Here is an 18277-nt window from a genome sequence, read left to right as displayed (position 1 = left end):
GGCTATTTGCCGGTTTTTCGCCGGCACTGGTGTAAATCCCCGCGCCGCTGAAGCGTTTCCAGAACAGGAAACCCGTGTGCACGCCACATCAACGGGTTGGCAGTTTGGTCACCATCATTCGCGTATTGAGGGATCTAGAGATGTCAGTCGCTACCAGTCGCATTGAAGAGTTGCAGGTGTCGGCCAGCCCGACTCCGGTGGAAACGCTGTACCAGTTCGATGAATCACCGCTGCTGGCCCGCCAGCGCCTGCAGGAGTCCAATGCCCGCAGCTACCCGCGGCGCATCCCCCTGGCGCTCAAGCGGGCCAAGGGCATTTATGTCGAGGACGTTGAGGGTCGCAGCTTTATCGACTGCCTGGCCGGGGCCGGGACATTGGCCCTGGGGCATAACCATCCGGTGGTGATCGAGGCGATCCAGCAGGTGCTGCTGGACGAATTACCCCTGCATACCCTGGACTTGACCACACCGGTCAAGGACCAGTTTGTGCAGGACCTGTTCAGCCTGTTGCCCGTGGAACTGGCGCGGGAGGCAAAGATCCAGTTTTGCGGCCCCACCGGCACCGATGCGGTGGAAGCGGCGCTGAAACTGGTGCGTACCGCCACGGGGCGCAGCACGGTGCTGTCGTTCCAGGGCGGTTACCACGGCATGAGCCAGGGCGCGTTGAGCCTGATGGGCAGCCTGGGGCCGAAAAAGCCGTTGGGGGCCTTGCTGGCCAATGGCGTGCAATTCTTGCCATTCCCTTACGACTACCGGTGCCCGTTCGGCCTGGGTGGGGCCGAGGGGGTCAAGGTCAACCTGCATTACCTGGAAAACCTGCTCAATGACCCGGAGGCCGGGGTGTTGCTGCCGGCGGCGGTGATCGTTGAAGTGGTGCAGGGCGAAGGCGGCGTGATCCCGGCCGACCTCGACTGGCTGCGCGGCCTGCGGCGGATTACCGAGCAGGCCGGGGTGGCGTTGATCGTCGACGAGATCCAGAGCGGTTTCGGGCGCACCGGCAAGATGTTTGCCTTTGAGCATGCTGGCATTGTGCCTGATGTGGTGGTGCTGTCCAAAGCCATTGGCGGCAGCTTGCCGCTGGCGGTGGTGGTGTATCGCCAGTGGCTCGACACCTGGCTGCCGGGCGCCCATGCCGGGACCTTCCGTGGCAATCAGATGGCCATGGCGGCGGGCTCGGCGGTGATGCGCTACCTCAAGGAGCACAAGGTGGCCGACCACGCGGCGGCCATGGGTGAGCGCCTGGCTGAACACCTGCGCCTCCTGCAACGGGACTTCCCGCACCTGGGGGATATCCGCGGGCGCGGCCTGATGCTGGGTGTGGAACTGGTGAACCCGAGCGGTACGCCCGATGTCCAGGGCCACCCGCCGGTCCATCGGCAACTGGCGCCGTTGGTACAGCGCGAATGCCTCAAGCGCGGGTTGATCCTGGAGCTGGGTGGGCGCCATGGCAGTGTGGTGCGTTTCCTGCCGCCGTTGGTCATCACCGCCGCAGAAATCGACCGCGTGGCAGAACTCTTCGGGCGGGCGGTGGCGGCGGCCGTGGCCAGCCTCTAATTTTCCTGCGCCGTTGTACGTTCCTACATACATCAGCCACGCGCAGTGCGTGGCAGCCTTTAAGTGACGGAGAACCGCAATGACCTCAGTATTTGACCGCGAAGACATCCTGTTCCAGGTAGTGGTCAACCATGAAGAACAGTATTCCATCTGGCCCGACTACAAGGCCGTGCCAGAAGGCTGGCGCACCGTGGGTAAAAGTGGGATGAAGAAAGAGTGCCTGGCCTATATCGAAGAAGTGTGGACCGATATGCGCCCGCTGAGCCTGCGCCAGAAGATGGACGCCCAGGTTGCTGCTGGCTGAACACAAACAAATGTGGGAGCGGGCTTGTGTGGGAGCGGGCAAGCCCTAATGCCGATCAGTTAAGCGAACGCAATGCTCAAAGCAGCGCAGATCAAATGTGGGAGCGGGCTTGCCCGCGATGGCGGTGGATCAGCCAACACAGTTGTTAACTGACATACCGCTATCGCGGGCAAGCCCGCTCCCACACAAGCCCGCTCCCACATGGGTATTGTGTTGCTTTCAGGGCGCCAATGCCTTGATCACCTGATCCACATTCCCTTCCAGCTCCGCCACCGGGTCCGCGCCGTCGGTGTTCAGCACCAGCAACTTCGATCCCCCCGCACTGATAGCCGCTTTCACCGCCTCAGCCGGTTGGCGATGATGCAGCACCAGTGCCACGTCGTTGTCCTTCAGGCTGGCAGCCAGCGCTTGTAGCGCCTCGGCAGACCACTCGGCATCCGGCCGTGGATCAGCGCTGAGCAACTCCAGGTTCAACCCACTCACCAGATAAGCAAAGTGATCGCTCAGGCTGACCACGCTCAGGTTGTCGGCCTGGGCCAGGCGCGCCTCGCTGTCGGCAGTCAGCTTGAGCAGGCGTTGCTTGAGGCTGGCCAGGTTGCTGTCGATTCGGGCCTTGGCGCCGGGTGCCAGGCGGCTCAGGTCGGCGGCCATGACATCGGCCATGCGCCCCAGGTTGTTGCTCGATTGCCACGGCTGGCTATTGAGACCATCGACAGTGCCTGGCTGCAGGGCCACGCCCGGCAAGCCGCCGTCTACCGGGCGGGCCGCGTCCACTTCGACGATGCGGATATTGCTGCGCCGGGCCACCGGGTACAGCGGGTCATCCGGCCACAGCGAACGCAGGCCGATGGCCGCGTCGGCGTCCAGTGCCAGGGTATGCAAGGCCGGCGCGCCACGCCCGGTAAAGTAGGCGGTCTGGCGCGAACCCGGCAAGTTGGCCGGTGCTGCGCGTTCAAGCTTGACCGGGGTGCCCTTGAGCAGGGCGTCGGCCAGCCCGTAGGTCACGGGCAAGGCCGCCAGGACCTTGACCGGTTTGGCGGACTGGGCTGCCACCGGCAGCGGTTTGGCCGTGTCGGCCGCCAGCAGCGGGGTGCTGATCAGGCAGGCGATGGCCAGGGCGAGGGGGCGTAAAACAGGGCGCATTATCCAAGATTCCCTTTCAGGCTGGGGACCGTGCCGCGCGCGATGGCGGCCAGGGCGAAGGCGATGCCGGCGACGAGGATGATCGCGGCACCGGACGGGATGGGCAGGTCGAAAATGATCGGCAGCAGAATCCCGCACAGGGTGCTGACTGTGGCAATCACCACCGAGACCCAGAAGAACCCCTTGAGCGACTGGCTCAACAGGCGTGCGGCTGCGGCTGGAATCACCAGCAGCGCGCCGACCAGGATGGCGCCGATGACCTTGACCGCCGCCACCGTGATCAGGGTGACGAGGATCACGAACAGGTAGTCCAGGGTCTTCACCGCCACGCCACGCACGGCGGCCAGTTGCGGGTTGAAACTGGCGAGCATGATGCGGTTGTACAGCGGCAACGCCAGGGCCATGACCAACGAGCCGACAACCGCCAGCACCAGCAGGTCATTGCCGTTGACGGTCAGGACCGAACCAAACAGCACGTTTTCCAGGATATGCACGTTGATCTTGCCCGCCAGGATCAGCAACAGGCTCGCGCCCAGGGCCAGGGACACCGAGAGGAACACGCCGATCAGTGTATCGGGGGCCAGGCCGGTGCGGTTGCGCAGGTAATTGAGCAGGATGCCGAACAACAGGCAGTAGCCGAACAGGCTGCCATAAGGCCCGGTGTAGGGTTCCCCCAGCAGAATGCCCACGGCCACGCCGGTCAGCGCGGCATGGCCGACGGCTTCGGAGAAAAACGCAAAGCGCTTGACCACCACCAGCGTGCCCAGGCCGCCCAGTACCGGGCCGATCAGCAGGCCGGCGAGCAAGGCATTGACCACAAACCCATAGGCCAGGGCTTCCGGCAGGTAGCCGGAAGAGGCCCAGCCCTGGACCATCAAGCGAAAGGCTTCGTAGCTCATTGGGCTGCGCTCCGTGGGTGAGTGGAAAACAGCGTGAGCAGGCGCTCCGGGGTCAGGGCTTGTTGCGGCGTGGCGTCGAACAGCACGCGGCGGTTCAGGCCGGTGACGCGATCCGCCAGGCGGCCCACTGCCTCCAGGTCGTGTTCGATCCACAGCACGGTGATCCCGGCCTGGCGCCAGTCGCCCAGCAGGCGCTCGAACACCTGGATCCCGGCTTCGTCGAGGGCCGACATCGGCTCATCGAGCACCAGCAGTTGCGGGGCCGGGATCAGGCCCTGGGCCAGCAGCACCCGCTGGCGCTCGCCGCCGGACAGCGCGCCCATCCGGCGCTTGCGTTTGTCTTGCATGCCCACGCGCGCCAGCGCCTCGCCAATCGCGCCCGCGTAATGCCGGGACAGGCCGAGAAAGGCCGGGCGCCGCTGGCACATGGCAGCCATAAAGTCATCGACGGTCATCGGCAGGCCACGGTCGAACTCCAGGGCCTGGGGCACGTAGCCGATGGTGCCGGGGGTGCCCGGCCAGTGCAGGCTCAGTTGGCCCTGGTGCGGGGTTTGCCCCAGCAGCGTCTTGATCAGCGAGCTCTTGCCGCCGCCGTTGGGGCCGACCAGGGCGTGGATACTGCCCGGTTGCACCTGGAAGCTGACGTTATCGAGGATCGCCGTACGGCCCAGGGTCAGCGAGATGTTATTGAATTCAAGCGTCGGGCCGATGCTGGCCACGCTCAGGTGTTCAGCCGCCGTCATGCCCCCGACTCCTGGATGGCCCGGACCACGGTGTTGAGGTTGCCGGTCATTTCCACTTCGTACTTCTCGGCGCTGTATTCACCGTAGGAAATATGTGACAGCGGGTACAGCTTGACCCCCGACTCACGCTGGATGGTCTCGACGTAGGAGGACGGGAAGTCCATTTCCGAGAAGATCACTTTCACGTCCAGTTCACGCAGTTGGTCGATGGTTTTCTTCAGTTGGCTCGGGCTTGGCTCAATGCCATGGGCCGGTTCGACCACGGCGGTCACTTCCAGGCCGAATTCACGCAACAGGTAGTCGTAGGCGGCGTGCACCGTGGCCACGCGCAGATCGGCGTTGGGTGCGCGGGTGAGCTTGGCCAGGGCATCGGCACGCATCTGGCGCAGGCGCTTGCCGTAGGCGCGGGCGTTCTGGGTGTAGGCGCGGGCGTTGTCCGGGTCGAGCTTGCCCAACTCCCGGGCGATGTTGTTGACCTGGGCAATGGAGGCGCTGATGGACAGGAAGGTGTGCGGGTTGACCACCTTGCCAGCGCCGCGGGCCGCATTGCCGGTGGCGGCCAGCAGCGGCACATTGGCGTTGGCCTCGATCACCGGGATGTCCGGGCGTTCGCTGGTGGCGATCATGCGGTCGGCAAAATCATCATGGCCGACGCCATTGAGCACGATCACGTCCAGGGTGCCAATGCGCTTGATATCTTCGGCGCGCGGTTCGTAGGCATGGGGGTTGAAGCCGGCCGGAATCAGCGGCACCACTTCGGCCTTGTCGCCGACGATATTCGCCACGTAGCTGTAGTAAGGGTGCAGGGTGATACCGATACGCAGGCGCTTGGCCGCCTCGGCATTGGCCAGGGGTGTCAGCAAGACGCTGAACAGGCCCACCAGCAGCAGGCGGAGCAAGGGAGATGACATAGACATGGGTAATCGATCTTCTCTCGGGGTCAGTGGCGATGCTGGCGGGTGACGCCAGCGTCGAATTGCGCAACGACCTGCTGCCAGCCGGCGGCGATCAGCCCCTGGTCGCTCAGGTCGGTAGGGGCGGCCAGGTTGGCGCTGCGGTTGAGCCAGATATCCGGCTCGGCACCGTTCACGCGCATCAGCAGCGAACCGCTGGTGTCGTTGGCCTGGCTCAGGCCCAGGTACGCCGAAGGCGCCAGCAGCTGCCAGCGGTGCTCGCCACGGCTGACTGAGCTGGCGTCCTGGGCGAACGGCGCAAAGCCTTCTTCGGCCAGCTGCGCGGGTGTGGGCAGGGTGCTGTGTTCCTGCGCCAGCAGCTGGATTTCATCCAGGGTCACCCGCAGGTCGGCATAGATGCCTTGCTCGGCGGCGCTCAGGTCGCGGCGGGCGTCCAGTTGGTGGCTGGCCACGGCCTCGACGGCCTGGGTTTCGCCGTGCAGGGACACCACGGTGCCGGCGACGGCCAGGATGATCAGGCACAGCAGCAGGACGTAGAGGGTTTCGTGGCCGGCGCCGGCGGGCCGGACCACCTGGGTGCTGCCTGGGTTCATGCCGCTCATGGCGCCTGGATATCCGCTTGGTCGATCTCGACAACGTGGCCGGGACCGGCGTCAAACAGCACGTAGAACTCGCTGGCAGGTTTCTTGAAGGTCAATGTCGAGTCAGCCCCCAGCTTGCCGGGCACCAGGATGGTCTCGTCGTAGCCGATCACATCCAGGGTCACGCCGGGTGCGCCGCTGCCGTCGGAGAAGCCACCGGTGCACTGGATCTGCTCGCCGGGGATTTCCTTGCATTCGCACATCGGGTTGTGGGCCAGGGCGTAGTTGCTCGCACCCAGGCCGAGGATCAGCGCGGCGCAGGCGCGGGTCAGGCGCAGTACAGTCATGGTTTAACTCCTTGCTTGTTCAACCAGGCAACAGTGGCAGGCGAAGCCTGACTCAAGGGAATGGAGGCCTGTTGCATGCTGCCGTCCCAGCCTTCCATGGTGATCCACAGTTCGGCGTCGGGCGGGGTGCGTTCAGGGATCGGCAGCACGGCGCCCATGCGGTACGGGGTGCCGAAGAAAATCACCCCGGCGGCGCGCAGGCTGCGGGGCTTGCCGATGCGCAGGTAGGTGGCCTTGACCTGCTCGCCGCAGGTGGCGCACAGGGCGGCGTTGAAGGATTTCATCGGGCCGGCCGGATCGGGGCGCGGCGCTTCATTGCGCAACTCGGCGAGGGTGATGCTCCAGGGGCCGACCTGCACTTGGCCAACCTCGCGCTCACCCAGGCCGGCGTCGCCGCGAAACAGCGCGGCGTCGGCAAAGTACTTGGGCATAAAGCCCAGGGGCACCAGCAACAGCAGGATATTGAGGTGGAAGCGCCACTTGAGCCAGAAGGCGCGCAGTGGCGAGGGCGCTTGAACGGGGGTGGCCTTGCTCATGATTTGCCCTCCGAGGTTTCAGCCTGCATGGCGCCGATGAGGTTGGCGGGCGCCGTGTTGCGCGGGGCCTTGGCGCTGCGCTTGAGAGCGTGCAGCGTGGCCAGGGCTGTGCGCTTGCTCCAGATCAACAGACCGCTGAGCACCATCATGCTCAGCAGCAGGCCGAAGAAGAACCACACCAGCTTGATCCAGATCCCGCCAAAGTCGCCGGTGTGCAGCGGGCGCATGGACTCGGTGACGAACTCCAGGCCCGAACGGTCGGACAGCAGGTGCGTGGCGGCGATTTCACCGTTGTAGGGGTTGATGTCGGCCGTCTGGTACATCAACGGGTACCAGCCGCGGCCGCCGACGCTCAAGTGGCTGTAGGCATTGCTTGGCAGGCCGACAAAGCTGACCTCGAACCCCGGGATACGCTGGGTGGCAATATTAATGGCATCGTCCAGGGGAATCATGGGCGCCGGTACGCCAGGGGCCGAGAGCGGCACCTTGTCCCGGGAGATCACCGGCACGATAGGCTGGCTGGAGAGGGTGATCTGGTTGTCCGCGAGAATCGCCTGGATCAAGAACCAGGTGCCGGTGATGGAAATCACCGCGATAAACCAGATCGACCAGATGCCGCTCAGGCGGTGAAAGTCCCCCCAGAAAATCCGCGCCCCATGCCTGAAGCGCAGGGTCGGCTTGAAGAAGCCTTTCCAGAACCGCTTGTACACCACCAGGCCCGTGACCAGCGACGCGAGCATCGGCAGCCCGAGGAGCGACACCAGGTACCAGCCCCAACTGAAGCCATTGGTAAACGGCACCAGCCACCAGCCATGCAGGGCGCGGGTGAACTGGGGGAAGTTGAACGATGGGCTGATGCCCTGGATGCTCCCGGTGTACGGGTTGACGTAGACCGCCACGGAACGGCCGTCGGGGTAGCTGATGTCGACGGTGAGGGCAAAGTGCGACTCGTCTGGTGTGACGATGGCTTCGACAATGGCCGTGGGCTCGGCCTGCTTGATCGCGGCGAGGACCTGGTCGTAACTGAGCAGTTCGGCATCGTCCGATGGCTTGCTGGCGCGGATTTCCGGGTTGGCCAGCCAGACGATTTCCTGGCTGACCACCGCCAGGGTCCCGGTGACGCAGACGATCAGTACGAAGAACCAGATGGGCAATGCCAGCCAGCTGTGGACGAGAAACCAGAGTTTGGAGCGTGACTTCTTCGACATGTCTATGGGGGTCTTGATCGGAGGGGGGCAAGGAGGGCCCGGGAAAGGCCGGTCGTAGCTTTTGCTGACGCGACAGGCTGTATCTAAGTTAAGACGGATGAGAATCGCAAAACCCTAAGGCGCAAATGAAAGCAAATGTTTCAAGCGCGCGGAAAACCCCTGTCGGGGCTGGCTTGTCGGGGCGGCGCATCGCAGCGCCAATCGCCAACGACCGATAACGCGGGGTGCCTGGTACCCCGCGTGGTTCTCGGTTTTTTCGCCGGTAGGCCGGCTCCTCCAGATGATCGGGGGCTTACGCAAACAGCGCCTTGGCACGCTGGCGAATCTGTTCCTCGGTCAACTCCTCTATATGGGTGGCGAGGAACCAGACATGCCCGAACGGATCCTTCAGCGTCCCGCAGCGGTCGCCGTAGAACTGGTCCTTGGGTTCGGAAATCGCGATGGCGCCTGCCGCGATCGCCTGTTTGTACTGCGCATCGACGTCCTTTACATACAGATGCAGGCCAACGCTGGTGGGGTGCGCTCCAGGGCTACCGAAGGCCATTTCGTCACAGGGCGAGGCCAGCATGATCGGTGAATCGCCAATGCGCAGTTCGGCGTGGCCGACCTTGCCGTCTGGCATGTCCAGGCGCATGAAAACGGTGGCATCGAAGGCTTTTTGGTAAAACTCGATGGCTTGCGCGGCCTGGTCGATACCCAGGTAGGGCGTGATGCTGTGATAGCCCTCGGGGATGGGTTTGACGCTCATTTCGCTCTCCTTGAAGGTTGCCAGTGGGCCGGTTTTCCCGGTCTTTTCACTATAGGCCAGGTCTTTCGTGGCCTCTGGGCAACCGACGACTGTCCTGTCACTGCCTGTTGAAGCTTGACCTCAACTTGACTAGAGGTTTTACCCTGCGTGGCATCGAATCGCACGATTGCACTTACAGTTAAAGGGGATGAGTCATGCAGGCATCAGTGAAAAGCCATGGTTTTACCCAACTGATCGAGTTTCAGATCGAGCCGCGGCAGCAATCTGCGCTGGTGCTGGCGCTGTCTGAGCAGGCCGAGCGCCTGGCTCAAGGCCATGAGGGGTTTCTGAGTGCCAGTGTGCAGGTCAGTGAGGATGGACAGCGGGTGCTCACCTACCTGCAATGGCAGACCCGCGCCGATGGCGATACGGCGTTCCTGCGCCTGGAGCGCGCGGGCGAGGACTTCTGGCGATTGATTCGCGCCCACCAGGCCACGGCCGTGACCTTTGGTTCATTCCAGGTGCTGCGCAGTATCGAGCGCAGCGTCGACAATGCATTGATGTGCAACCTATATCGATAGATGCAGCATGCGTTCGCCTTGCAGGTTTTGCTCGGGGCGGCGCTTGTTGACCGCCAGTTCGCCGATCTTGATCAGGCGCGTGCGCGTGATATTGCGGCTCAGGCCCAGCAGGTTGGCGGTGTGGACCTGGTTGTAGTGGCTGAAGCGGTAGGCGGCGCGTAGCAAGGCGTCCTCGACTTTCTCATGCAGGGCGCCGGCCTGTTCGTCGAACAGCTTCTGGAAGGCGCGCTCCAACAGGGCTTCGGCACTGTGGTCGAGGCCGTGCTGGCTATCGTCCTGGCGTTCGATGCGCAGGTTCGACAGGCGCAGGTCATCGCGTTCGATCACGCCATTGCGGCAAATCAGCAAGGTGTGATGAATGACGTTTTCCAGTTCACGGATATTGCCCGGCCAGCTGTAGCCCTTGAGCTTGTGCTCGGCTGCGGGGCTGAGGGTGACGGGGCCGTAGCCCAGGCGCTGGCTGTAGGTGTCGATAAAGTGCCGGGTCAGGGGCAGGATATCGCCGGGGCGCTCGCGCAGGGGGTTCAGTTCCAGGCTGACCACGTCCAGGCGGTAGTACAGGTCCTCGCGAAAATGCCCGGCGTTGATGGCTTTTTCCAGTTGTACATTGGTCGCCGCCAGCACCCGCACATCGATGGGAATACTCTTGCGCGAGCCCAGGCGCACCACTTCGCGCTCTTGCAGGACACGCAGCAGCTTGACCTGGATGGCCATGGGCAGGTCACCGATCTCATCGAGGAACAGCGTGCCGCCGTCGGCCTCTTCAAACCAGCCGGCCTTGGCGCCGAGGGCACCGGTGAACGCGCCTTTTTCATGGCCGAACAGCTCCGCTTCCACCAGGGATTCGGAAAACGCCCCGCAGTTAACCGCCACGAAGGGCCGCTTGCGCCGGGCGCTGAGGCTATGGATATGGCGGGCCACCAGCTCTTTGCCGGTGCCGGTTTCGCCGATGATCAGCACGCTGGCTTCGCTGGGCGCCACTTGCTGCAGATGCGCGAGCAGGGCCTGGGACTTGGGGTCTTCAAAGACTTGCGCGGTGGCGCGAATCGACGTGGCGAGGGCGGGCGAGGGCGGTAGGGTCAAAAGCTGCATGGGCATCTCTGGGAATAGTGGGCGCTGGGTGCCTGATATCAGCGTTCAGGCAGGACATCGTTGGCAATCATTTCGCCGAACGGCCCGCTGAGGTTGGTGATGCCGCGTCCGGCCAGGCTGGCAACAGTGGCGGCGTCGGGGAACCGATATAGAACATAGAGCGTCTTTTTTATTCCGTAAACTAACGTATTTCTATATTTATAGATCTATAAAGAATATAAAGGATTGGCTGATAGCGACTATCAAAGAGGATGATTTTTCCCTGGGAAGGGGCGGGAGTAGCCTGTGTTCATTGCCCTAACGCCCCATTCGCAGGACCTTTGCCATGAACCGTTTACTGTCTGTTGCCTTGTTGTTGGCCGCCTCTTTCCTTGCCGGTTGTGCCACCCATCCGGCGCCTGAATTGCGCCCGTACTCTGCCGAGGAAACCAGGCAATTGGCGATGGAGGCGCTCAACCGCCGGGGGTTGTCGTTTGACGACTATCAACAGCAGAAAGCCAAGCTGGCTGCCCAGCCACAGAAGCCTTTTGGGTTTGATCGCCAGGGTGAAATGAACGCCGAGCGCAACGTGACGTTGCCTGGCCGTCCCAGCTAAAGACACTGGCAGTGGTCCCAGGGCCCGAGGTTCCGAGCAGGAACTTCGGGCTTTTTGTTTTCCATCCTTTTCATCGAGCCTGTTAAGCTCGATTTCAGGAGCGTTCCTACGCACTTTAAATTCTTTAACGGCATCCGATCGGGTTAACCTGACGATCTCTGTACTGATCGCTGCCCCTGGGACGCTGATCTCGGGAACATGCTCTGCGGGTCTTTAATGTCATGAATAAACGTCCTTTGTATTTCGACTACGCCGCCACCACACCGGTGGATGAGCGGGTCATCCAGGTCATGGTCGAGTGCCTGGGTTTCAACGCCAATTTCGGTAACCCTGCGTCCAGCTCCCATGCGTTTGGCCAACAGGCCCGGCAAACGGTCGAGCAGGCGCGCCGGCAGGTGGCGCAGTTGGTCGGCGCCCAGGCCGAGCAGATCGTCTGGACCTCGGGCGCCACCGAATCCAACAACCTTGCGCTCAAGGGCGTGGCCCAGGCGCGGGGTGTGGCCGGTGGCCATATCATTACCAGCCAGATCGAACACAAGGCGACGCTGGACACTGCGCGCCAATTGCAGGACGCCGGGGTTGCGGTGACCTACCTGGTGCCGGACGCCGACGGCCTGATCAGCGTCGAGGCGGTCAGCCAGGCGCTGCGTGAAGACACGTTCCTGGTGTCGCTGATGCTGGTCAACAATGAGCTGGGTACGCTCAACGACATCCCGGCCATTGGCGCGCGGGTGCGTGAGCATGGCGCGCTGCTGCATGTGGACGCGGCGCAAGGGGCGGGTAAGGTCAAGATCGACCTGGCGCGCTGGCCGGTCGACCTGATGTCGTTTTCTGCGCACAAGTTGTATGGCCCCAAAGGTATCGGTGCGCTGTATGTCGGGCCGCGGGCGCAGCAGAACGTCACGGCGCAGATCCACGGCGGCGGCCATGAAGGCGGGCTGCGCTCGGGCACCCTGGCCACCCACCAGATCGCTGGCATGGGCAGCGCCTTCGCGTTGGCGGCGCAATTTTTTGCCGAAGAGTCGGCGGGCATTGTCGCCCTGCGCCAGCGTTTGCTTGAGCCATTGCTGAGCCTCCCCGGCGTGCGCCTGAACGGCAGCGCCACCCAGCGGATCCCCCACACCTTGAGCCTGACCTTCGGCGAAGGCGAGTTCAATTCGGCGGCCTTGAGCGCCGGGATCGCTTTTTCGGCGACCTCGGCCTGCAATTCGGCAAGCAATGCACCGTCCCATGTGCTGCTTGCCCTGGGGCATGATCCACGCAGTGCCGGTCGCACGATTCGCCTGAGCCTGGGGCGGTTTACCACCGAACGGGATATCGATCAGGCGGTGCAGTTGATCAAGGCCGCACTGGCCAGCGCCCCGGCTTTTTGGGCGGTTTGAAACCTATAACAATTATCAGTGGTTAGCAGGAGACAAGATGAGTACGCAGCCTTTGACCCATGGAACGGTTCCCCAGCGCCTGGCGCGCACCCGCGAGCTGATGAAACGGGAGGGTATCGATGCCCTGCTGGTGCCATCGGCCGACCCGCATCTGTCCGAATACTTGCCGGGCTACTGGCAGGGGCGGCAGTGGTTGTCGGGGTTTCATGGGTCGGTAGGCACGCTGATTGTCACGCCTGATTTTGCCGGCGTCTGGGCTGACAGCCGTTACTGGGAGCAGGCGACCAAGGAACTCAACGGCAGCGGCATCGAGTTGGTGAAGCTGCAACCGGGGCAGCCCGGCCCGCTGGAGTGGTTGGGCGAACAGACCCCGGAAGGCGGGGTTGTGGCGGTGGATGGTGCGGTGATGGCTGTTGCGTCCGCCCGTACCCTGGGCGGCAAGCTGGCTGAGCGGGGCGCGCGCCTGCGGACCGATATCGATCTGTTGAACGAGGTCTGGACCGACCGTCCGGCATTGCCCAACCAGCCGATCTACCAGCACCTGCCGCCCCAGGCCACGCTCAGCCGAGGCGAAAAGCTCGCGGCATTGCGTGCCAGCCTTAAGGAAAAGGGCGCGGATTGGCATTTCATTGCCACCCTGGATGACATTGCCTGGCTGTTCAACCTGCGCGGTGCCGATGTTTCGTTCAACCCGGTGTTTGTCTCGTTCGCCCTGATCAACCCGCAGCAGGCCACGCTGTTTGTGGCTCTTGGCAAGGTCGATGCCCAGTTGCGTGCGGTGCTGGAGCAGGACGGCGTGACGCTGCGTGACTACAGTGACGTGGCGGCGGCCCTGGCTGAGGTGCCGGAGGGGGCCAGCCTGCAGATCGATCCGGCGCGGGTGACGGCAGGCTTGCTGGATAACCTGGCCAGTGGCGTCAAGCGGGTGGAAGGGCTCAACCCGACCACGCTGGCTAAGTCCCGTAAAAGCCTGGCGGATGCCGAGCATATCCGGCGGGCGATGGAGCAGGACGGCGCGGCCTTGTGCGAGTTTTTCGCCTGGCTGGACTCGGCCCTGGGCCGGGAGCGCATCACCGAGCTGACAATTGACGAACACCTGACGGCCGCCCGCACCCGGCGCCCGGATTACGTGTCGTTGAGCTTCAACACCATCGCCGCCTTCAATGCCAATGGGGCGATGCCGCATTACCACGCCACTGAAGAAGAGCACGCGGTGATCGAAGGTGATGGCTTGCTGCTGATCGATTCGGGCGGCCAGTACCTGGGCGGTACCACTGATATCACACGGATGGTGCCCATCGGCACGCCGAGCGAGGAGCAAAAGCGCGATTGCACACGCGTGCTCAAGGGCGTGATTGCCCTGTCGCGCGCGCAATTTCCCAAGGGCATCCTCTCGCCCTTGCTGGACGCCATCGCCCGTGCGTCGATCTGGGCCGAAGGCGTGGATTACGGCCATGGTACCGGGCATGGCGTGGGCTACTTCCTCAATGTCCATGAAGGCCCGCAGGTGATTGCCTACCAGGCTGCGGCTGCGCCGCAAACGGCGATGCAGCCGGGCATGATCACCTCCATTGAGCCGGGGACCTACCGCCCGGGGCGTTGGGGGGTGCGGATCGAGAACCTGGTGTTGAACCGCGAGGCGGGCAAGACCGAGTTCGGTGAGTTCCTCGCGTTCGAGACCCTGACCCTGTGCCCGATCGATACCCGTTGCCTGGTGCCATCGTTGCTGACGACCGAGGAGCGGCAGTGGTTCAACGACTACCATGACGAGGTGCGTCAACGCTTGAGCCCGTTGCTCAGTGGCGCGGCGCTGGAGTGGTTGCAACTGCGCACGGCCGCGATATAAGGCCCGGCCGCTCGCAGGTGTAGGCCTGCGAGCGGCTTGCCGGCTTTAACTCAAGGCTTCGCGGACAAAGTCCAGGCGATCCTGGCCAAAGAACAGTTGTTGACCGACAAACAGGCTAGGCGCCCCAAACACGCCACGGGCAATCGCCTCTTCGGTCTTGTGCTTGAGGGCGTTCTTGACGTCCTCATCCTGGGCCAACTCCAGCACTTGGGCAGGGTCGAAGCCGTGTTCCGCCAGGACCGCTGCTACGACTACCGGATCACCCAGGTTGCGCCCCTCCACCCAGAGTGCCTGGAACAGGCAGTCGATGAACGGGATAAAACGCTCTGGCTGGCGTAGTTGAATGCCGGTGACGGCGCGCATCAGTGTCAGGGTATTGATGGGGAAGTGCGGGTTGAACGTGAGGGGGACAGCGTAACGCTTGGCGTAGCGTGCCAGGTCTTGCAGCATGTAGCGACCCTTGGCCGGGATAGTGATGGGCGAGGCATTGCCGGTGGCCTTGAAGATGCCGCCCAGGAGGATGGGCTGATACACCAGCTGGCTGCCGGTTTCGGCACAGATTCCAGGCAGTTGGGTATAGGCCAGGTAAGTGGTGGGGCTGCCGAGGTCGAAGAAGAATTCCAGGGTTTTACTCATGTCGGGTGCTCGCGGCTTATTGTTATGGGGGGGGCTTACCAGGTTTCGCTCCAGGGGCGCAGGTCCAGCTCGAAGGTCCAGGCGTCCCGTGGCTGGCTGTGCAGGTGCCAATAGTTGTCGGCAATATGCTCGGGATCAAGGATGCCATCCTGGTCCTTGAGCGCGTACTTGGTTGGGAAGTTGTCGCGGATAAAGTCCGTGTCGATGGCGCCATCCACCACCACATGGGCCACATGAATGTTCATCGGGCCCAGTTCGCGGGCCATGCTTTGAGCCAGGGCGCGAATGCCATGCTTGGCCCCGGCGAAGGCGGCAAATCCAGCCGCACCCCGCAAGCCTGCGGTGGCACCGGTAAACAGGATAGTCCCGCGCTTGCGGGTCACCATGCGCTTGGCAACTTCCCGGGCATTCAGGAAACCCGAGAAACAGGCCATCTCCCAGATCTTGAAATATTTGCGCGCGGTTTCTTCGAGGATGCTGCACGGCACGTTGGCGCCGATGTTAAACACCAATGCCTCGATCGGACCCAACTCGCTCTCGATCTGCTCGATCAACGCGATGACCTGATCTTCCTTGCGCGCATCGCAGGCAAAGCCGTGGGCCTCGCCGCCAGCGGCCTGGATACTCTCCACCAGGGGTTGCAACTTGTCGGCACTGCGGCGGGTGACGCAGGCCACATAACCCTCGCGGGCAAAGCGCTTGGCGATTGCACCGCCTGTAGCGTCACCTGCACCGACGACCAGGACGATTTTCTTGTTTTCAGCCATGGGGGAGCCCTTTAGTAAACGATCGTTAACTAAACGTACGTTATGCTACGATCTGGCAAGCGTCAAGGTTGTGTATTTTCGGGGGAGTCGATGCGCTATTCGGTCAGTCACAAACAGCAAACCAGAGATAAGCTTTTACAGAGCAGCGCGGCCCTGGCCAAGAAAGAAGGGTTTGCCAGTGTGGGCGTGGACGGCTTGATGAAAGCGATTGGCTTGAGTGGGGGGGCGTTCTATAGCCACTTTTCTTCCAAGGACGCGCTGTTCAGTGCAATTGTCGAGCGTGAGTTGAGCCAGAGCCTTGAGCGTTTGGGGGAAGGGGAGCAGCAGAGCCGCGAGCGCCTGGAGCGGTGCCTGAAGATCTATTTGAGCATGGCCCACGTGGAGCAAGTGCAAGACGGGTGTGCATTGCCCAGCATGGGGGCGGATATTGCGCGCGCTGATATAGCCGTACGCCAGCAGGCGCAGGCGTGGATTTGTCGGCTGCAGGCCAACTGGGCACGGACGTTGGAGAGTGACAGCCTGGCCTGGGCGATTTTGTCCCAGTGTGTGGGGGCGCTGGTGGTGGCCAGGATGCTGGTTGACCCGCAGATTCAGGCACGGGTGATCTCATCGAGCTATGAAGTGCTCAGCCAGAGCATCACCCGGCAATGACCCTCTACTTGCAGAGCACGATCATGCTCCGGCTGGTATAGCCGGCAGGGTTGAGGCCGAAGGGGTAGTCGCCCGGCTCTTCGGTGTTGTCACCGGACTTGGCGATGACCCGGTAGCCCTTCTTGCCGCACGAGTTGGCTGCGCTGGTGTAGCACTGGTCCCAGGAGGAGGACAGGCCAGAGCAGTTGATATGCAGTCCTTTCTTTCCGCGTTTGACTTCTGTCTTGGTGGTCGCGGCACACCCTGCAAGGGCGACCACGACAAGCATTATCACAATTCGCTTCATTACCATCCTTAATAGCCGCGCCGTTGGAAGGTCCGATGCTGGCTTTGCTCGCTCTCAAGTGTAGCGTTCGTGGATGTCCGTATTCAAAAATCTCCATGACTGACACTGAGTTACAGTCTAAACATGGCCTAATTGAGCGGCAAATGCCAGGGCTTCGTTAAATCCTGACTCAATCTGCCGCGACGATGGGTTTCGACTGGCTGCGCATGGTCAGCGTCGCACCCACGGAGGCCAGGATAATGCAGGCGATAGCCAGCCATTGCGCCAGGGACAGGTATTCCTGGAGGAAAAACAACCCGGAAAGCGCGCCGAATGCAGGCTCGATACTCATCAGGGTGCCGAAGGTGCGCGCAGGCAGTCGGGTCAGGGCGACCATCTCCAGGGTATAGGGCAGGGCGGTGGAAAGAATCGCCACGCCGATGGCGATTGGAATCAGCGCGGGGGTCAGCAGTGCGCTACCGGCGTGGACGATGCCGATAGGCGCAACGAACAGCGCAGCGATCATCACGCCGAGGGCGGCTGTCTGGACGCCATTGTCCGCCCCCGCCTTTTGCCCGAACAGAATATAGAGGGCCCAGCAGATCCCCGCGCCCAGCGCGTAGGCGGCGCCGGTCAGGTCAATGCCCTGGCTGGCTTCACCAACCGGTATTAATAGCAGCAGGCCTACGACCGCCAAGGCTATCCACAGAAAGTCGACGGCGCGGCGGGAAGCATAGATGGCAACCGCCAGTGGGCCGGTGAATTCCAGGGCCACTGCGATGCCCAGGGGCACGGTGCGCAATGACATATAGAAGAGGAAGTTCATGCCGCCCAGCGCCATCCCGTACACGATGACGGTGCGCAGTGACTTGGCGGTGAGTTTGGCGCGCCAGGGGCGAAGCAACAGCAGCATGATGATGCTGGCAAAAACCAGGCGCAGCGTGGTGGTGCCTTGGGCGCCAACAATCGGGAACATGCTTTTGGCCAGCGAGGCGCCCGACTGGATCGAGGCCATGGCAATCAGCAGCAGGCCGACAGGGAAAAGCGCCGAGCTCAGGCCGCGGGATGAGGTGGTCATTGGGGTGTTCGTCCAGGGTCATATAGAGGCAGAAGGCACTATGATGATCAACTGCCAGCCATTGAGCAATATATTGCTCAATGGCTGGGCTCTTCTATATAGAAGGGCGGGGTTTTGAGGGTTATTGGGCTCTTCGATAGAAAAATGAAATTAAGGGTTGACGGCAGATCCTGGAAGTCTATAATTCGCCCCACTTCCGGCGCAGTCGAAACGGAAAACTCCTTGGTAAACAAAGAGTTACGCAGAATTCGACAGCGAGTTGCTTCAGTTCATCGAAGCCCAGAAGGAGTTGGTAGAGCAGGGTTGTTTGGCTCTATTAACGTTTCGATCCTCTCGGTCGAAAGCGGAGAAAAAGAGGTGTTGACAGCAGCGTGTAACGCTGTAGAATTCGCCTCCCGCTAACGAGAGATCGGAAGCGCAAGTGGTTGA

At 62.5% G+C, this 18277-nt stretch carries 21 protein-coding genes and 1 pseudogene; 7 read left to right on the top strand and 15 right to left on the bottom strand.

Translation table 11 applies throughout. The features are described from left to right. Positions 1-140: 140 nt before the first annotated feature. Positions 141-1553 carry an aspartate aminotransferase family protein gene (locus BLL38_RS18050; RefSeq protein WP_076963773.1) on the top strand — a complete coding sequence of 471 codons (1413 nt, stop codon included), beginning with the start codon at positions 141-143 and terminating at the stop codon, positions 1551-1553. Positions 1554-1632: 79 nt separating this feature from the next. Further along, positions 1633-1857 (top strand): MbtH family protein, encoded by a 225-nt coding sequence (locus BLL38_RS18045; RefSeq protein ID WP_076963772.1) that lies wholly within the window; start codon positions 1633-1635, stop codon positions 1855-1857. A 219-nt stretch (positions 1858-2076) separates the two neighbouring features. On the opposite strand, the gene BLL38_RS18040 is transcribed toward BLL38_RS18045, so the two are convergent. The 9 genes from BLL38_RS18040 to BLL38_RS18000 form a co-directional block, all read right to left on the bottom strand. Then, positions 2077-3000 (bottom strand): metal ABC transporter solute-binding protein, Zn/Mn family, encoded by a 924-nt coding sequence (locus BLL38_RS18040; protein ID WP_076963771.1) that lies wholly within the window; start codon positions 2998-3000, stop codon positions 2077-2079. Beyond that, positions 3000-3899, bottom strand: coding sequence for a metal ABC transporter permease (locus tag BLL38_RS18035; protein WP_076963770.1), 900 nt, complete (start codon positions 3897-3899; stop codon positions 3000-3002). The genes BLL38_RS18040 and BLL38_RS18035 overlap by 1 nt, the downstream gene beginning before the upstream one ends. Next, positions 3896-4642, bottom strand: a complete 747-nt coding sequence (locus BLL38_RS18030; protein WP_076963769.1) for a metal ABC transporter ATP-binding protein — start codon at positions 4640-4642, stop codon at positions 3896-3898. The genes BLL38_RS18035 and BLL38_RS18030 overlap by 4 nt, the downstream gene beginning before the upstream one ends. Then, positions 4639-5559: a metal ABC transporter substrate-binding protein gene (locus tag BLL38_RS18025; RefSeq protein WP_076963768.1), complete on the bottom strand. Its 921-nt coding sequence runs from the start codon at positions 5557-5559 to the stop codon at positions 4639-4641. The genes BLL38_RS18030 and BLL38_RS18025 overlap by 4 nt, the downstream gene beginning before the upstream one ends. A 23-nt stretch (positions 5560-5582) precedes the next feature. Next, positions 5583-6149, bottom strand: coding sequence for a DUF6162 family protein (locus BLL38_RS18020; RefSeq protein WP_076963767.1), 567 nt, complete (start codon positions 6147-6149; stop codon positions 5583-5585). A gap of 5 nt (positions 6150-6154) precedes the next feature. Next, entirely contained in the window at positions 6155-6484 is a 330-nt protein-coding gene (locus tag BLL38_RS18015; RefSeq protein ID WP_076963766.1) for a hypothetical protein, read from the bottom strand. Beyond that, positions 6481-7020 carry a thiamine pyrophosphate-binding protein gene (locus tag BLL38_RS18010; protein WP_076963765.1) on the bottom strand — a complete coding sequence of 180 codons (540 nt, stop codon included), beginning with the start codon at positions 7018-7020 and terminating at the stop codon, positions 6481-6483. The genes BLL38_RS18015 and BLL38_RS18010 overlap by 4 nt, the downstream gene beginning before the upstream one ends. Further along, positions 7017-8228 carry a PepSY-associated TM helix domain-containing protein gene (locus BLL38_RS18005; RefSeq protein WP_076963764.1) on the bottom strand — a complete coding sequence of 404 codons (1212 nt, stop codon included), beginning with the start codon at positions 8226-8228 and terminating at the stop codon, positions 7017-7019. The genes BLL38_RS18010 and BLL38_RS18005 overlap by 4 nt, the downstream gene beginning before the upstream one ends. Positions 8229-8520: 292 nt before the next feature. Then, positions 8521-8976 carry a VOC family protein gene (locus tag BLL38_RS18000; RefSeq protein ID WP_076963763.1) on the bottom strand — a complete coding sequence of 152 codons (456 nt, stop codon included), beginning with the start codon at positions 8974-8976 and terminating at the stop codon, positions 8521-8523. A gap of 194 nt (positions 8977-9170) precedes the next feature. On the opposite strand from BLL38_RS18000, the gene BLL38_RS17995 reads away from it, so the two are divergent. Beyond that, positions 9171-9536, top strand: a complete 366-nt coding sequence (locus BLL38_RS17995) for an antibiotic biosynthesis monooxygenase (protein ID WP_076963762.1) — start codon at positions 9171-9173, stop codon at positions 9534-9536. Here BLL38_RS17995 and BLL38_RS17990 read toward each other — a convergent pair. Then, positions 9525-10628, bottom strand: a complete 1104-nt coding sequence (locus BLL38_RS17990) for a sigma-54 interaction domain-containing protein (protein ID WP_076963761.1) — start codon at positions 10626-10628, stop codon at positions 9525-9527. The genes BLL38_RS17995 and BLL38_RS17990 overlap by 12 nt on opposite strands. Before the next feature lie 38 nt (positions 10629-10666). Then, positions 10667-10750, bottom strand: a pseudogene (locus BLL38_RS31440) (hypothetical protein); the annotation flags it as partial. Positions 10751-10953: 203 nt separating this feature from the next. Between BLL38_RS31440 and BLL38_RS17985 the strand changes: the two are divergent. The 3 genes from BLL38_RS17985 to BLL38_RS17975 all read left to right on the top strand — a co-directional run bounded on the left by BLL38_RS17985 (position 10954) and on the right by BLL38_RS17975 (position 14451). Further along, positions 10954-11223 carry a hypothetical protein gene (locus BLL38_RS17985; protein ID WP_076963760.1) on the top strand — a complete coding sequence of 90 codons (270 nt, stop codon included), beginning with the start codon at positions 10954-10956 and terminating at the stop codon, positions 11221-11223. Between the two features lie 221 nt (positions 11224-11444). Further along, positions 11445-12605 carry a cysteine desulfurase family protein gene (locus BLL38_RS17980; protein WP_076963759.1) on the top strand — a complete coding sequence of 387 codons (1161 nt, stop codon included), beginning with the start codon at positions 11445-11447 and terminating at the stop codon, positions 12603-12605. Positions 12606-12642: 37 nt separating this feature from the next. Then, complete coding sequence (locus BLL38_RS17975; protein ID WP_076963758.1) at positions 12643-14451, top strand: aminopeptidase P family protein; 1809 nt, start codon at positions 12643-12645, stop codon at positions 14449-14451. A gap of 45 nt (positions 14452-14496) precedes the next feature. On the opposite strand, the gene BLL38_RS17970 is transcribed toward BLL38_RS17975, so the two are convergent. Beyond that, on the bottom strand, positions 14497-15087 hold the full coding sequence (locus BLL38_RS17970; protein WP_076963757.1) for a 2-hydroxychromene-2-carboxylate isomerase: 591 nt from the start codon (positions 15085-15087) through the stop codon (positions 14497-14499). A 35-nt stretch (positions 15088-15122) separates the two neighbouring features. Then, complete coding sequence (locus BLL38_RS17965; RefSeq protein ID WP_076963756.1) at positions 15123-15854, bottom strand: SDR family oxidoreductase; 732 nt, start codon at positions 15852-15854, stop codon at positions 15123-15125. A gap of 90 nt (positions 15855-15944) precedes the next feature. Between BLL38_RS17965 and BLL38_RS17960 the strand changes: the two genes are divergently transcribed. Then, on the top strand, positions 15945-16505 hold the full coding sequence (locus BLL38_RS17960) for a TetR/AcrR family transcriptional regulator (RefSeq protein WP_076963755.1): 561 nt from the start codon (positions 15945-15947) through the stop codon (positions 16503-16505). Between the two features lie 4 nt (positions 16506-16509). On the opposite strand, the gene BLL38_RS17955 is transcribed toward BLL38_RS17960, so the two are convergent. After that, entirely contained in the window at positions 16510-16791 is a 282-nt protein-coding gene (locus BLL38_RS17955) for a hypothetical protein (RefSeq protein ID WP_076963754.1), read from the bottom strand. Between the two features lie 169 nt (positions 16792-16960). After that, positions 16961-17848, bottom strand: coding sequence for a threonine/homoserine exporter RhtA (rhtA, locus tag BLL38_RS17950; RefSeq protein WP_076963753.1), 888 nt, complete (start codon positions 17846-17848; stop codon positions 16961-16963). Positions 17849-18277: the final 429 nt, after the last annotated feature.

The organism is Pseudomonas gessardii (genome assembly GCF_001983165.1).
In the GTDB taxonomy this organism is placed as follows: Bacteria; Pseudomonadota; Gammaproteobacteria; order Pseudomonadales; family Pseudomonadaceae; genus Aquipseudomonas; species Aquipseudomonas gessardii.
This window is presented reverse-complemented; position numbering and strand designations above follow the sequence as displayed.